Raw genomic sequence first — 14,684 nt, forward strand, 5'->3', positions numbered from 1 at the left:
TTCAATCAACAAATAAATTTTCTAGCTTCGTGAATTAGCGAACGTTCGTACTCATGAATGCGGACTTCGTGGATGGGACGCCCGTCCGTAACGCGGATGTTGACGTGCCGTATACTGCACGCCTCGTGATCGCAAGCGCGTCCGCCGAAGGGGCGGCGCAACGTGATGAAAGGGGGCGGAGAAGCCCATGTCCATAACCGCATTGGCCCAGGGGGCGCGCGGGTGCGCACAGGGAGCCTGGGGGCACGCGCAGGGCGCACGGCGCCGCGCCGGAGAGGCGCGGAGGGCCCGCGCCGGCCGGGCGCCGGCCGAGAAGACCTCGTCGGCCGACGTGTTCGTGCTGTCCGTACCGCTGTTCATCGAGCTGTTCATGCAGATCATGGTAGGCAACGTGAACCAGATGATGCTGGCCCCGCACGGCACCGACCCGGCCGCCGCCGTGGGCAACGCGCTGCAGATACTCAACATCATCACCATCGCGTTGTCAGCCATGGGAACGGCGTCCACCGTGCTGGTCACGCGCGTGCTGGGGAACGCCTCGTCCAAGCGCACGATATCGGAGATCGCCACCGTTGCGCTCGTGGTGAACATGGCCCTGGGCGCGCTCATGACGGCGGTGCTGTTCACGTTCTGGCCGCAGTTCTTCGGGTGGCTGCACATCGACGCCACGCTGTGGGGCATGGGCTCCTCGTTCCTGCTTATCGTGGGCTCCACCACCATCTTGCAAGGTGCGTTCTTCGCCATCACGGCTCTTCTGCGCAGCTTCGCGCGCGTGGGCGACGTCATGGGCGCCAGCCTGGCCATGAACGCGGTGAACGTCGGCGTGGGTATCGTGCTGGTGAACGACCTGGGCGGCGTGCCGGCGCTCGGCGTGGAGGGCACCGCAGCCGCCAACGTGGCGGCACGCGTCGTGGGCCTGGGGTTGGCGGCGTTCCTGCTGCTGCGCCACACCGACGTGCGCCCGTCGCCGCGGCTGCTGCGTCCGTTCCCGAAAAAGACGCTCAAGAACATGCTGGGCGTGGGCATTCCCTCGTCGGGCGAGCAGATGAACTACGACCTGGCGCAGATCGTCATCCTGTCGTTCATCAACGTGCTGGGTACGACGGTGGTCACGGTGAAGGTGTACTGCTCCATGCTGGCGAGCATTGCCTATCTGTATTCCATCGCGCTTTCGCAGGCGACGCAGATCGTGCTGGGCTACCTGTTCGGCGCCGGCAAGTTCGACATCGTGCGCCGGCGCGTGTGGATGGCCGACCTCATAGCGGCCGTGCTCACCACGGCCGTGTCGCTCACGCTGTGGTGGAACTTCGACGCCGTGGTGGGTCTGCTCACCGCCGACCCGGTCGTGCACGAGCTGGGCCGGCAGATCATGCTGGTGGAGGTGTTCTTGGGAATAGGCCGCAGCCTGAACATTGTGATGGTGCGCGCCCTCATCGCGCTCGGCGACGTGCGCACGCCGGTGACGGTGAACGTGGCGTTCTCGTGGGTGTTCGCGGTGGGCGGCGGCTGGCTGTTGGGTATCTGCTGGGGCTGGGGCCTCGTGGGCATGTGGATAGCGATGTGCATCGACGAATGGCTGCGCGCCGGCTTCCTCATCGTCACGTTCGCGCGTGGAGGCTGGAAGCGGCGGGTGCCCGGCTCCGCCCAAGGGAGCGAAAGGGAGCATGCGGGCTCGCGTCGGGGACATCCGGCGTCGACCGGCATCGATGAGGGCGGCGCGCGTGCGTCTGCGGCCCTGGAGAAGCCTGAACTGCCGCCGACCGAGCCGACATTCGGCCCTTTTGCGCCGACACGGGTGAAGCAGGGCGAGATCGTGGGGGTGAACGCCCCCTCGTTCGTGGTGACCACAGCGTTCGACGGCAGCAACACGGCGTCCGTTCTCGACGACATCGCCTCGTCGTTCTGGTAGGCGGGGCTTTCTCGGGCCCCGCCTACCGCCGAACTGCCGCCGCTCGCCCCTTCAGGGCAGCAGTTAGGCAGGCAGGTGCTGGGTTTATCCTTCGAAGTCCTCCGGGGCCAGCTCTTCCAGGAACGTGCGGAAATCGGCGAGCTCGTCTTCCGCGTCCGGCGCGTTCTTGAACACATAGGGGAACGACGCCCGCTCGAGCACGTCCTCCTCGATGAAGATGGGAGCCTGCTGGCGCAGCGCGAGGGCGATGGCATCGGACGGGCGCGCATCCAGGTCGATCAGGCGGTCGTGCTGTTTGAGCGTGAGGCGTGCGAAGAACATGGCGCCCTTCACGTCGTTGATGACCACGTGGTCTACGCGCGCATCGAGGTTCGTGAGCGCATCGAGGAACAGGTCGTGCGTCATAGGCCGCGTCAAACGGGCCTTCTCAAGGGCTATCCCCAGTTGAGTGGCCTCGTTCATGCCAACCCAGATGGGCACGATGCGGTACTTTCCGGGCTGCGACGGTTCCTCTATCGGCTGCAATACGAGAATGGAGGGCGCCGGCGCAGCCGACACGATCAGGGTTTGCACGTTGACGGGTTTCATCGCAGCTCCTCGTTGCCTCGGGTTCGCCGGTACGTCGCTTGATCCCGATTATACCGCTCCCTTGAGGCCGGGACGGTTCGCGAGGAAGGCGTTTTTCTCGTGTGACGGGCCTGTGGCAAACTGTCCGCGAGCCGTCGTCGGTCCCCGTGTCGATCGCGATGTTTCGATAGTCAGTGCAGGGCGGACGGCGCGACAGACCGTCGCTCCTCTCGGCTTTGCGGGAAGGATGCTCGAAAGCGTCGTCAGGGAAACCTTTTGAAATTCCTTTTGAAAATCGCTTGACCAAACAGTTGATTCTGGGTTACAGTATCCAGGCACTTTTTTACGGGCCCGTAGCTCAGTTGGTTAGAGCGCACGCCTGATAAGCGTGAGGTCGCTGGTTCAAATCCATTCGGGCCCACCATTTTTTGCGATAAACGCTCCACCGTGAGCCGAGTTAGCCGGTGGAGCGTTTATTATTTTCCGAAGAAAGTGCCGTTTCCCTTCGCCGAGGCTCGTTCCAAGGCGGCAGGCGCGAGACGAAACAGAACGGGGCATTAGCTCAGCTGGGAGAGCGACGGCTTTGCAAGCCGTAGGTCAGGGGTTCGATCCCCCTATGCTCCACCATATCATCCAACGGCCGCGAGGCCGTTTCTTTTTTCCTCAACCGAACAGCAGCAGGTGCACTACGCCCAGCACAGCAATATGGACCGGGTAGTAGGCGTAGAAGAACCATTTCATGGGAAGCCCGCGGCGGCCGCGATAAGCGTAGAGCAGCGGGATGGTTGCGGGGCAGCCTACGAGCGGGTAGAGGACGAAGGGGAGCAACGACCAGTCTCCGCTCCCGGTAACGGAGCTCGCGAGCTCTCCGAGCAGGGGAAGGCCGTCGGCGATGGCAACCAGCAGGACCGGGGCGGCCACGGCGCCGAGCGGAGTGCGCAGCAGGGCGGGCACGGCGTCGTCGGCGCCGTGGGCGACCGGGGAGGAGCTTGCACTCGCGTCGGGCGCAGCGGCAAGCGGGGTGCCGGGTCCGGCAGCCGAGACGGCGGCGGACGCCTTCTCGGCATTGTCCGTCGCAGCGCCTGCAGGCGAGGCCTTCGATGTGGGAGCCTCTGCCGGCTGTGCACCGCCCTTTGGACACGGGCCGGCGCCCAGCTTCTTGAACAGCACGATCATGACCACGCCGATAAAGCCCCAGTCGCAGGCCAGGCTGGCCAGCGCCCCTGCTGCGGCTATTGCCCAGAACGCACCACGGCTGTGCACATGCTCGTCGGCGTACAGCACGCCCAGGCCTATGAGCAGCGTGAACAGCACGTTGCCGTTGTCGGCGAGGAACAGGCCATAGGGAATCTGGGATACCAGCGCGAACACCCCGAGCCGGAACGCGTACCGCTTGACGTTGGACGTGCGGCGGTATCCTTCGACCAGCAGGAAGGCCATGGTGGGAAACGTGAGGCCGCCCAATCCGATGAGTACGCACGACGCCCAGAAAGGAAGCTCGTTGGCGAAGAGGTAGCCCGCGTGGTTCGCAGTCATGCCGACGATGGCAACCGCCTTGAGCGCGAACGACGACAACCCGCCGGTTCCGGCACATGCTGCCCCTCGTTCGCTGCCTGCCATCGGCTTGCCTCCGTCTCCGCGGCTGTTTCGTGCACCTGACGGTGCAAGGCATCGATTATACTGCATCCCATGAGCCTTCCTGCCTTACGCCGCCGCCACCTCCTTACGTACGTCGTCGCCTCCTGTACGTTGGCCGTCGTGTGCCTGAATGTCGTGCCCGGCGGCTCGCTGGGCGCTATTGCCGCGCAGCCGGTCGCAGCCGGTGCCGCTGTCCTCGCGGTGCTCGCGCTGTTCGATCCGGCGGCCTTGAAAAGCAGGCATCCCGTACCGAGAAGCGCATGCGGCGCCTTCCTCATGTGCGCCGGCGTGCTGGCCATCGCCCTTGCGGCGGGGTTTGCGACGGCCGGCCTCGCAGGGGCGGCGGCCGGGATAAGGCCTCCCGGTTCTGAGGATATCGCCCTGTTCCTGATCCTTTGCCTTCTTACCGGCGTGTTCGAGGAGGCGCTGTTCCGCGGGGTCCTGTTCCGCAGCTTTGCGGAGTCGCTGGAAAGGGCGGGAACCTGCCGCCCGCTGCTCGTCGCAGCAGCGGCTTCGGCTGCGATTTTCGGCATCCTGCATGTTTCGGGAACCGCTGCTCCGCTGGCTGATGCCGTCTCCCTCGTCCAGCTTGCGGGCAAACCGGTGCAGGCGGCCTTGTTCGGCATCATCATGGCGGGCGTGTACGCGCAGTCGGGGAACCTGTGGTTGGCCGCAGGCGCGCATGCGGCGTTCAATGCCCTGTCAGAGCTGCCGTCGTTCGCGACGAGCGGGCAGCTGGTGGAAACCTATGTGACGGGCAGCCCCGCCAACCTGGCCGTTCTGCTGGGAACGATCGCGCTATTCGTTCCTCTTGCCGCCGCCGCGCTCCGCGGCTTGGCACGAGCCGACCGGCTGGCTTGATCCTGCTGCGGCCTTCGTCCCGCGTGCATTCTGTGACGCCCCTTGCCGCGCCGCGGCTCCCCATGCCGACGTGGTACTATACTTCTTCGGCAAACGAACGCGCGAGCAGCGCGCCACCACGATCCTGCGGGGAGCTATGAACCGGACGGAAGCACTGCGCATCTTGGGACTCGACGAGGATGCCACCCTCGCCGACATCAAGACGGCTTACAAGGAAACGGCGCAGATCCTGCATCCCGACCGCTTCGCCACGAACAAGAAGCTCCAAGACCGCGCCACCGAGCAGTTCAAGAACCTCCAAGAGGCATACGAATACCTGACCAGCGGAAAAGGTTCGCGAACGAAGGCCGGCCGCACCGCTTCCGCAACGCGCGCCTATGGGCCGGGCGGCCAGGCCGAGGCGCGCCTCGCCGGTATTGCCGCGGCGCGCACGCAGCTGGTGCACCAGCGCGACGTCGTGTACGACGAGCGCCGCAACGGGCTGGTCATGGCGGGTGTCGGCGCAGTGGTGGCCATCCTGTTCCGCAAGCCGGGGCCGCTGCTCATCCTGGCCACGGCAGGTGTGACGGCCGTGGTGTGGGGCATCATCCAGGCTGTCGGCGCCCAGCGCACCATCGGCACGCTCAACGAGCATATCGACGAGCTCAAGGCCGAGCAGCGCCGCCTGGAAAGCGAGCTGGAGGACTTGGAGTAGCCCCGCCGCCTTTCCGCCTCGCGCCGGCACCCGGCGCACCTGCAAGGGAACCACCGCGGCCCCGAGCTGCGCAACCGATACCGAGAGAAGAAGGAACAGCGTGAAACAAGAGAACCTCCGTAACATCGCCATCATCGCCCACGTCGACCACGGCAAGACCACGCTCGTGGACCGGCTGCTGTACACGAGCGGCGTGTTCCGCGAGAACCAGCAGGTGGACGAGCGCGTGCTCGACAGCAACGACCAGGAGCGCGAGCGCGGCATCACCATCCTGTCGAAGAACATCTCCGTCACCTACAACGGCGTGAAGATCAACGTCATCGACACGCCGGGCCACGCCGACTTCGGCGGCGAGGTGGAGCGCGTGCTCAACATGGCCGACGGCGCCTTGCTCATCGTGGACGCGTTCGAGGGCCCCATGCCCCAGACGCGCTTCGTGCTGAAGCATGCGCTGTCGCTCGGCCTGCGCATCGTGCTCGTGGTGAACAAGATCGACCGTCCCGGCGCCCGTCCCGAGGAAGTGGTGGACGAGGTGTTCGACCTCATGGTTGAGCTCGAGGCATCCGACGAGCAGCTCGACTTCCCCATCATCTACGCCAGCGCCGTGAACGGCTATGCGCGTTACGCCCCGGACGACGACAACATGGACATGCTTCCGCTGCTCGACACCATCCTCAAGGAGATCCCCGCACCCGACTGCGAGCCGAACGGCCCGGTGGCGCTGCAGATCTGCACGGTCGACCACTCCAGCTTCGTCGGCCGCATCGGCGTGGGCCGCCTGTTCAGCGGCACCATCCACAAGAACGAGCAGGCGCTGGTCATCAAGAACGACAACACGCGCTACAACACCGTCATCAAAGACGTGTTCACGTTCGAGGAGCTGGGCAAAAAGAAGCAGCAGGAAGTGCACGCGGGCGACATCGTGGCCGTGGTGGGCGTGGAGGACGCCGACATCGGCGACATGGTCACGAGCCGCGAGAACCCGGTGCGCCTCGACCCCATCGAGGTGGAGGAGCCCACGATGGCCGTCGTGTTCGAGGCGTCCACCAGCCCGCTCATCGGCCGCGAGGGCGACATCGTGGGCGCGCGCCAGCTGAAGGAGCGCCTCATGCGCGAGGCGGAGAGCAACATCTCCATGCGCATCGAGGAACTGGAGGACAAGTCCGGCGTAGAAGTGGCCGGCCGCGGCGTGCTGCACTTGTCCGTACTCATGGAGACCATGCGCCGCGAGGGCTTCGAGTTCCAGGTGGGCCGCCCGCGCGTGCTCATCAAGAAGGACGAGCAGGGCCGCAAGCTCGAGCCCATCGAGGAGGCCACGGTCGACGTGCCCAGCGAGTACGCGGGCAAGGCCATCGAGGTGTTCGGCAGCGCCGGCGGCGAGATGGCCGACATGTTCCAGCGCGGCGACCAGACGCACCTCGTGTTCAAGATTCCCACGCGCGGCACCATGGGCCTGCGCACGCGCCTTCTGAACGTGACCCGCGGCGAGGCCACCATGTTCCACCACTTCAGCGAGTACGGCGCCTACCGCGGAGACTTCAACGGCCGCAAGAACGGCTCCATGATCAGCATGTCCACCGAGAAATCGGTCGCCTACGCGCTGGACACGCTGCAGGAGCGCGGCAAGCTGTTCGTTGGCCCGGGCGAGGATTGCTACGAGGGCATGATCGTGGGCGAGAGCGCGAAGGAAGGCGACATGGTCGTCAACATCGCGAAGTCCAAGCAGCTGGGCAACCAGCGCTCGAGCGGCGCCGACAAGGCCATCCAGCTCACGCCGCCGCAGACGTTCACGCTGGAAGAGGCGCTGGAGTACATCGAGGATGACGAGCTGGTGGAGGTCACCCCCCAGAGCATCCGCCTGCGCAAGCGCATCCTAAGCTCCATCGAGCGCAAGAAGGCCAACAAGAACTAGCAGGTTTCCGCAGGTTTGCATGCGCTTCGACAAGAGGCACCTCCACGTTGGCGTAGGGGGTGCCTCTTCGCATAAGGCCCCGTCCACGCTTCGTGAAGCGAAAGTGGGCATATTGTGCATCGCTAAGGGGGCAATTGCCGCGTGTGCGAAAATACCGATCAGTAACTTACATCATGCACGGCAGCTGCGGCAGCCGGCATGTTCGAGGGAAGGGTTCTATGAAGACTGCTAACATCATGAAGGCCGTGTGCGTTGCCGGGTTGGCAGCCACGTGCGTATGGAGCCTGGCGGCCTGTGCGGGCGGTGCCTCCGCTACCGGCGGCGTGGCGGCCACGGTCAACGGCACGGAGATTCCCGAGGACGAAGTCACGGGCATGGTCGAGAGCATCCGCTCCCAAATGAGCATGACCGATACCGACACCTGGGGCCAGTGGCTTGCTGACAACGCCATGACGCCCGAGTCCGTCCGCGAGGAGATGATCGATTCATTCGCTCAGCAGGAACTCATCAAGCAGGGCGCTAAGGAGAAGAACATCAGCGTCGAGAGCTCCGAGATCGACGACATCGTGAGCAAGACGAAGTCGAACTACGAGGACGACGAGAAGTGGAAGGCCGCCCTCGAGCAGGCCGGCTTCACCGAGGAGAAGTACCGCGAGAACGTTGAGAGCCAGCTCTTGCAGAAGAAGCTGACCGAGTCGTTCGCCTCCGACGAGGAGCCCAGCCAAGAGGACCTGCTGAAGTACGCGCAGATGTACGCCTCCGCCTACGACGGAGCGAAGCGCTCCTCGCACATCCTGTTCGACAGCGGCGACGAGGCCACGGCCCAAAGCGTGCTCGACCAGATCAACAGCGGCCAGCTGGACTTCGCCGAGGCTGCCAAGCAGTACTCCAAGGACAACGCGGAAGGTACCGGCGGCAGCGCGGCGAAGGGCGGCGACGTGGGTTGGGACAAGCTGAACAGCTTCGTGACCGAATACACCGACGCGCTGGGCGGCCTTGAGAAGGATCAGGTCAGCGGCTTGGTCACGAGCCAGTACGGCATCCATATCATCAAGTGCACCGACGTGTTCAACGCGCCGAAGGTAGTCGGCGAGGATGGCACCGAGACCGTCGAGCTCACGAGCCTCGACCAGATTCCCGTCGAGTTCTTGGACAGCGTGAAGGAATCCCTCAAGCAGCAGAACCAGAGCACGGCGGTTCAGGAGTGGTTCAACGAGTACAAGGAGAACGCCGACATCCAGATCAACCCGATGCCGGAGGGCCTGCCCTACGCCGTCGACATGTCGAAGTACACGCCGGCCGAGGGGTCGACGGGCGCCGAGCAGAACGCTGCCGGCGAGAATGCCGACGGCAGTGCCGAGGGCACGGCGGACGGCTCCGCCGACAACGGCGGCGCGGCCGATGCTGCGGATGGGGGCGATGCGACGGGTAGCGCCGACGGCTCTGCCGACAACGCGGCCGGCGACCAGCCTGCAGAAGGCGGCGACAGCGCGAACCAGCAGCCTGCCGAGGCGGCTTAGCGGTACGACCGCACGGTGCAGATGCGCAGACGATTACGAACGGCGGGCATCCTGCGGGGTGTCCGCCGTTTCTCTTTCCTGCTTTTGTCTTCCTCTTGGGGTATCCGCGGCCTTTCCGCTTCAAGCGCCCCTCCGATTGCGTTGCCGCACAACCGCGCCCGGCCACTTCGGAAGTGTTTCACGTGAAACACTTCCACTGAACAGGAGCGATTAAACGAACATGAGCCTCAACCCGCCTCCCTTCCTCCAGCTGCGCAACGCTGTGGTGCGCCGAGCCGGACGCGCCATCCTGACGGTCGACGCGTTCGAGCTTGCGTGCGGCGAGAACATCGCCCTGCTCGGGCCGAACGGTTCGGGCAAGTCGACGTTCGTGAAGCTCGTCACGCGCGAGATGCTGCCGCTGCACCGCGACGAGCCCCCCGTGTTCTTCAAGGGCCGTGATCGCGCAACGCTCGCCGAAGTCAAGCGCAGCCTGGGCGTGGTGTCGTCTACCATGCAGGAGCAGATGACGGTGCACCTGCCGGTCGTGGACATCGTGGCCGGCGGCCTGTTCGGCGCCCTCGGCATCCCGCAGGCCGTTGCCGCCGCCGATGCCGATGGCGCCCGCGACCGGGCGCTCGCCACCATGGGGCTGCTCGGCGTCGCCGACCTCGCCGCCCGCGACGCCATGACGCTCTCTACCGGCCAGGCGCGCCGCGCTCTCATCGCCCGTGCGCTCGTGCACGATCCCGAGGCCCTCGTGTTCGACGAGCCCTGCACCGGCCTCGATCCCGAGGGCATGTTCTACGTGCGCCGCAGCATGCGCGCGCTGGCCCAGGCGGGGAAGTCCATCGTGCTGGTGACGCACTATCCCGAGGACGTCATCCCCGAGATCGTCCGCCTCGTCCTCGTGAAGGACGGTGCCGTGTTCGCCGACGGCCCGAAGGAGCGGCTGCTCTCAGACGACACTATGAGCGCGCTGTTCGGCGTCCCCCTGCGCGTGAAGCGCACGGCGGTTCCCTCTGTCGCGAAAAATGCCGAAGAGGATGCTTATTTCTCGCTTGTGAGCGCCTATTAGCTGTTGTATACTACGTAGCTGCTGCACGTCCGCGCCCAGCGCGAGCATGCACGTTTCGGACGAGCGGAGAGATGACCGAGAGGCCGAAGGTGCACGATTGGAAATCGTGTGTGCTCCAAAAGAGTACCTAGGGTTCGAATCCCTATCTCTCCGCCAGCTTACACCCGCGCCTGCGAGGCGCGTTCCATATGGGGCCTAGCCCCGCACCCCACGCGGAGGGGTGGCAGAGTGGTTGAATGCGGCGGTCTCGAAAACCGTTTTACCCGTAACCCGGGTAACGAGGGTTCGAATCCCTCCTCCTCCGCCAGTTTTCCAGATGAAGCGCCTCCGGGCGCTTTTTTCATCCCATCTGCGCGCCCTGCCTTAACGCCTTCTTAACACCCGCCCTCGCTCCTTAACGGCGCGCTAATCCGCGCAACCTTATCGTTTTCCTAGTTTGCAAAGGTGCCGCTGCGGCGGCCTGGAAACAAGGAAGGAAGACGATGGACTACGTAACCGCCGTCGTTGGAGGGTTGAGCGTCATCGTGGCGTTCTACCTGTTCTACGTTCTGCTTCGAGGGGGTGACGAGCGGTGATGGACGAGTTGCTGGAATACGGCATCTACCTTGCCCTGCTCGTGGCGCTCGCCATCCCGCTGTCGGGCTATATCAACAAGGTCATGGCCGGCGAGAGGGTGGCCGTGCTCTCGCGTGTGCTCGTGCCGGTGGAGAACGTGGTGTACCGGTGCATCCGCGTCGACCGTGCCGACGTCATGGGCTGGAAACGCTACCTGATAAGCGCGCTGGCGTTCTCGGCGCTCTCGCTGGCAGGGTTGTTCGCCATCCTCATGTTGCAGGGCGTGCTGCCGGGCAATCCCGAGGGGCTCCCCGGCCTCACGTGGGACCTCGCGTTCAACACGGCGGTCAGCTTCGTGACGAACACGAACTGGCAGGCCTATAGCGGCGAGAGCGCGCTCAGCTACTTCTCCCAGGCCATCGGCCTGACCGTGCAGAACTTCGTCACACCGGCCGTGGGCATGGCCGTGCTGTTCGCGCTGTTCCGCGGGTTGGTGAGCGAAGGCGCCCCTGGCCTGGGCAACTTCTTCGTCGACGTGACGCGCTCCGTGCTTTTCGTGCTCATCCCGCTCGCGCTCGTCGTGACCGTGGTGGACGTGTGGCAGGGCTCGCCGCAGAACGTATCCGAATATCAGGAAGTACAGCTGCTGGAACCGGTCGGTATCGATGCAGAGGGCAATGTGGTAGAAGCCGACGATCCGGCAGCCGTGCAGGTGATCGATGAGGGCGTGGTGCCCATGGGGCCGCAGGCCAGCCAGGTTGCCATCAAGCAGCTCGGAACGAACGGCGGAGGCTATAATGGCGTGAACTCGGCGAGCGCCCTGGAAAACTCCACGCCGCTCACGAACCTGGTGCAGTGTATCTCGCTGCTGCTCATCCCGTTCGCGCTCGTGTTCAGCTTCGGTCGCTTCGTGGCCGATCGGCGACAGGGCCGGGCTATCTTCGCGGCCATGTTCGTGGTGCTGGTGGCGAGCTTGGCAGTGATAGCCTTCTTCGAACAGGTCGGAACGCCGCAGCTTGCGGCCGACGGCTCGGTGTACATGGGCACGTACGACCAGTCCGGCGGTAACATGGAGGGCAAGGAGGCACGTTTCGGCGTGACCGACTCCTCTCTCTGGGCCGCATTCACCACAGCCGCATCGAACGGCGCGGTCAACTCCATGCATGACAGCTACACGCCCATCGGCGGCATGGTACCCATCATTCTCATGGGATTGGGCGAGATCATCGGCGGCGGTATCGGCTGCGGCTTGTACGGCATGATAGGTTTCGTCATCCTTACCGTGTTCATCGCGGGGTTGATGGTGGGTCGCACGCCCGAGTACTTGGGTAAGAAGATCGGACCCAAGGAAATGCGCATGGCCACGATCCTGTGCATCACCACGCCTATGGTTCTTCTTATAGGCGCTGCGGTCATGTGCCTCGATCCGGCGACGGTGGATAGTCTGAACAACGCGGGTGCCCATGGATTCTCTGAAGTTCTTTATGCCGCCACATCGGCGGGCGGTAACAACGGATCGGCTTTCGCAGGCTTCAACGCTAACACCCCGATGATCAACGTCGTGTTGGGTTTCGAAATGCTGGCGAACCGCTTCATCCCGCTTGCGGCCACGCTCGTGCTGGCTGGCAGCTTGTGCGCGCGGCCGAAGGTGGCGGTGAGTGCAGGCACGCTCTCCACGAGCAATGCCATGTTCGTGTTCCTGCTGATCCTTGTCGTGCTGCTGGTTGGCGCTCTGTCGATGTTCCCAGCGCTGGCGCTGGGCCCGATAGCCGAGCAGCTTCATATGGTGCTCTAGGGAAGGCGGGCGAAAAAAGAAATGTCAACGGCAACTATGAGGAACAATGAAATGACCCATTTGGCGAAGCGCGCCGTGCGCGACTCCTTCGTGAAGCTTGCCCCTCGCGAGCAGGCGAAGAATCCCGTTATGCTCATGGTGTACCTATCGGCCATCCTGACGCTCGTTCTGTTCGTGCTGTCGCTGTTCGGCATCACGGACTCCCAGCCCGGCTTCATCATCGCCATCTCGGCGGTGCTGTGGCTCACGGTGCTGTTCGCGAACTTCGCGGAGGCGCTCGCCGAGGGCCGCGGCAAGGCGCAGGCCGACTCGTTGCGCGCCGCCAAGCGCGACGTGCCTGCGCACAAGCTCAACGAGGGCCTGGTGGCGAAGGGCCATCACGTGGACGACCCGGCGGAGTTCTTCCGCCTGCAGGCCGACGAGGTGAGCTCGGCGGTTCTGAAGAAGAAGGACCTCTTCTACGTGGCGGCTGGCGAGCAGATCCCGGCTGATGGCGAGATCGTCATCGGCGCCGCATCGGTGGACGAGAGCGCCATCACCGGCGAGTCGGCTCCGGTTATCCGCGAGTCCGGCGGCGACCGCTCCGCCGTGACGGGTGGCACCACCGTGCTTTCCGACTGGCTGGTCGTGCGCGTGACGGCCGATGCGGGCCACAGCTTCCTCGACCAGATGATCGCCATGGTGGAGTCGGCTACCCGCAAGAAGACTCCGAACGAGATCGCGCTCGAGATACTGCTCGTGGCGCTGACCATCGTGTTCCTGATCGTGTCGGTGTCGCTGTTCGCGTTCAGCGGCTTCAGCGCGAACCAGGAGGGTATCGCGAATCCCACCACCATCACCTCGCTCGTGGCACTGTTCGTGTGCCTGGCGCCCACCACCATCGGCGCGCTTCTGTCGGCTATCGGCATTGCCGGAATGAGCCGCCTGAACCGGGCGAACGTGCTGGCCATGAGCGGCCGCGCCGTGGAGGCGGCGGGTGACGTGGACGTGCTTTTGCTGGACAAGACGGGCACCATCACGCTGGGCAACCGGCAGGCTGCCGAGTTCATACCGGTTGACGGCGCCACCGAGCACGACGTGGCCGACGCGGCGCAGCTGGCCAGCCTCACCGACGAGACGCCCGAGGGCCGCAGCATCGTGGTGCTGGCGAAGGAGCGCTTCGGCATCCGCGCCCGCGAGCTGGAAGGCTCGGGCATGGTCAGCATCCCGTTCACCGCGCAGACGCGCATGAGCGGCGTGGACTTCGAGGGCCACGAGATTCGGAAGGGGGCGGCCGATGCCGTCAAGGATTATGTGGAGTCGCGCGGCGGCGCGTACAGCGGCGAGTGCGCCGCAGTCGTTGCGGATGTCTCGCGTGCAGGCGGCACTCCGCTGCTCGTTGCTCGCAATCATCGTATTCTGGGCGTTATCCATCTGAAGGACATCGTGAAGCAGGGCATCAAGGAGAACTTCGCGGACCTGCGCACCATGGGCATCAAGACCGTCATGATAACGGGCGACAACCCCATGACGGCCGCCGCCATCGCAGCCGAGGCCGGCGTGGACGACTTCATCGCCGAGGCCACGCCCGAGACGAAGCTGGCCGCCATCCGCCAGTACCAGGCCGAGGGCCACATGGTGGCCATGACGGGCGACGGCACGAACGACGCACCCGCGCTTGCGCAGGCCGACGTGGCCGTGGCCATGAACAGCGGTACCCAGGCTGCCAAGGAAGCCGGCAACATGGTGGACCTGGACTCTTCGCCCACGAAGCTCATCGACGTCGTGCGCATCGGCAAGCAGCTTCTCATGACACGCGGCAGCCTGACCACGTTCTCCATAGCGAACGACCTGGCGAAGTACTTCGCCATCGTGCCCGCGTTGTTCGTGCCGCTGTATCCTCAGCTCGAGGCGCTGAACATCATGCACCTCACGAACCCCTACACGGCTATCATGGCGGCCATCATCTACAACGCTCTCATCATCGTGGCGCTCATTCCGTTGGCGCTGCGCGGTGTGAAGTACCGCGAGGCGTCGTCGCAGAGCCTGCTGTCCCGCAACCTGTTGGTATACGGTCTGGGCGGCATCGTCCTGCCGTTCGTTGTCATCAAGCTGCTCGACATGATGTTGACGGCTTTGGGTGTGGCGTGAGGGTAGTTCTCGTCCTGCAGTTTGGTTTGGCAAAAGCTCTGCATTC

The 14,684-nt window shown here is 64.6% G+C and carries 10 protein-coding genes and 4 tRNA genes; 12 read left to right on the forward strand and 2 right to left on the reverse strand.

Annotated features, from left to right (window positions below):
• Nucleotides 1-187 precede the first annotated feature (187 nt).
• On the forward strand, nt 188-1,909 hold the full coding sequence (locus K9U15_RS01730; protein ID WP_301155518.1) for an MATE family efflux transporter: 1,722 nt from the start codon (nt 188-190) through the stop codon (nt 1,907-1,909).
• An 84-nt stretch (nt 1,910-1,993) separates the two neighbouring features.
• On the opposite strand, the gene K9U15_RS01735 is transcribed toward K9U15_RS01730, so the two are convergent.
• Nucleotides 1,994-2,497 (reverse strand): bifunctional nuclease family protein, encoded by a 504-nt coding sequence (locus K9U15_RS01735; protein WP_087191160.1) that lies wholly within the window; start codon nt 2,495-2,497, stop codon nt 1,994-1,996.
• Nucleotides 2,498-2,823: 326 nt separating this feature from the next.
• On the opposite strand from K9U15_RS01735, the gene K9U15_RS01740 reads away from it, so the two are divergent.
• Nucleotides 2,824-2,900: transfer RNA gene (locus tag K9U15_RS01740), tRNA-Ile, on the forward strand.
• Between the two features lie 127 nt (nt 2,901-3,027).
• Nucleotides 3,028-3,103: transfer RNA gene (locus tag K9U15_RS01745), tRNA-Ala, on the forward strand.
• 36 nt (nt 3,104-3,139) lie between these two features.
• Here the strand turns inward: K9U15_RS01745 and K9U15_RS01750 are convergent.
• A complete protein-coding gene (locus K9U15_RS01750) occupies nt 3,140-4,096 on the reverse strand; it encodes a TraX family protein (RefSeq protein WP_301155519.1) in 957 nt (318 codons plus the stop codon).
• Nucleotides 4,097-4,165: 69 nt separating this feature from the next.
• Here K9U15_RS01750 and K9U15_RS01755 point away from each other — a divergent pair, with 69 nt between their 5' ends.
• The 9 genes from K9U15_RS01755 to kdpB all read left to right on the forward strand — a co-directional run bounded on the left by K9U15_RS01755 (nt 4,166) and on the right by kdpB (nt 14,638).
• Entirely contained in the window at nt 4,166-4,975 is an 810-nt protein-coding gene (locus K9U15_RS01755; protein WP_301155520.1) for a CPBP family intramembrane glutamic endopeptidase, read from the forward strand.
• A gap of 136 nt (nt 4,976-5,111) precedes the next feature.
• Nucleotides 5,112-5,669 carry a J domain-containing protein gene (locus tag K9U15_RS01760; protein ID WP_123672941.1) on the forward strand — a complete coding sequence of 186 codons (558 nt, stop codon included), beginning with the start codon at nt 5,112-5,114 and terminating at the stop codon, nt 5,667-5,669.
• A 100-nt stretch (nt 5,670-5,769) separates the two neighbouring features.
• Nucleotides 5,770-7,581 (forward strand): translational GTPase TypA, encoded by a 1,812-nt coding sequence (gene typA / locus K9U15_RS01765; protein ID WP_123672939.1) that lies wholly within the window; start codon nt 5,770-5,772, stop codon nt 7,579-7,581.
• Nucleotides 7,582-7,799: 218 nt separating this feature from the next.
• Nucleotides 7,800-9,101, forward strand: a complete 1,302-nt coding sequence (locus K9U15_RS01770) for a peptidylprolyl isomerase (RefSeq protein WP_123672937.1) — start codon at nt 7,800-7,802, stop codon at nt 9,099-9,101.
• Between the two features lie 220 nt (nt 9,102-9,321).
• Nucleotides 9,322-10,158, forward strand: coding sequence for an ABC transporter ATP-binding protein (locus K9U15_RS01775; protein WP_123672935.1), 837 nt, complete (start codon nt 9,322-9,324; stop codon nt 10,156-10,158).
• A 65-nt stretch (nt 10,159-10,223) separates the two neighbouring features.
• Nucleotides 10,224-10,314: transfer RNA gene (locus K9U15_RS01780), tRNA-Ser, on the forward strand.
• A gap of 58 nt (nt 10,315-10,372) precedes the next feature.
• A tRNA-Ser gene (locus K9U15_RS01785) sits at nt 10,373-10,465 on the forward strand.
• Nucleotides 10,466-10,732: 267 nt separating this feature from the next.
• Complete coding sequence (gene kdpA, locus K9U15_RS01790) at nt 10,733-12,508, forward strand: potassium-transporting ATPase subunit KdpA (RefSeq protein WP_154270087.1); 1,776 nt, start codon at nt 10,733-10,735, stop codon at nt 12,506-12,508.
• A 51-nt stretch (nt 12,509-12,559) separates the two neighbouring features.
• A complete protein-coding gene (kdpB, locus tag K9U15_RS01795) occupies nt 12,560-14,638 on the forward strand; it encodes a potassium-transporting ATPase subunit KdpB (protein ID WP_173011751.1) in 2,079 nt (692 codons plus the stop codon).
• The last annotated feature ends 46 nt before the right edge of the window (nt 14,639-14,684 follow it).

The organism is Gordonibacter sp. RACS_AR68 (assembly GCF_030418485.1).
Taxonomy (GTDB): domain Bacteria; phylum Actinomycetota; class Coriobacteriia; order Coriobacteriales; family Eggerthellaceae; genus Gordonibacter; species Gordonibacter urolithinfaciens.

Bases quoted from the DNA above. Each gene is read 5' to 3' on its own strand.
- K9U15_RS01730 (WP_301155518.1), top strand. From the start codon at position 188: ATGTCCATAACCGCATTGGCCCAGGGGGCGCGCGGGTGCGCACAGGGA.
- K9U15_RS01735 (WP_087191160.1), bottom strand. From the start codon at position 2,497: ATGAAACCCGTCAACGTGCAAACCCTGATCGTGTCGGCTGCGCCGGCG.
- K9U15_RS01750 (WP_301155519.1), bottom strand. From the start codon at position 4,096: ATGGCAGGCAGCGAACGAGGGGCAGCATGTGCCGGAACCGGCGGGTTG.
- K9U15_RS01755 (WP_301155520.1), top strand. From the start codon at position 4,166: ATGAGCCTTCCTGCCTTACGCCGCCGCCACCTCCTTACGTACGTCGTC.
- K9U15_RS01760 (WP_123672941.1), top strand. From the start codon at position 5,112: ATGAACCGGACGGAAGCACTGCGCATCTTGGGACTCGACGAGGATGCC.
- K9U15_RS01770 (WP_123672937.1), top strand. From the start codon at position 7,800: ATGAAGACTGCTAACATCATGAAGGCCGTGTGCGTTGCCGGGTTGGCA.
- K9U15_RS01775 (WP_123672935.1), top strand. From the start codon at position 9,322: ATGAGCCTCAACCCGCCTCCCTTCCTCCAGCTGCGCAACGCTGTGGTG.
- kdpA (WP_154270087.1), top strand. From the start codon at position 10,733: ATGGACGAGTTGCTGGAATACGGCATCTACCTTGCCCTGCTCGTGGCG.
- kdpB (WP_173011751.1), top strand. From the start codon at position 12,560: ATGACCCATTTGGCGAAGCGCGCCGTGCGCGACTCCTTCGTGAAGCTT.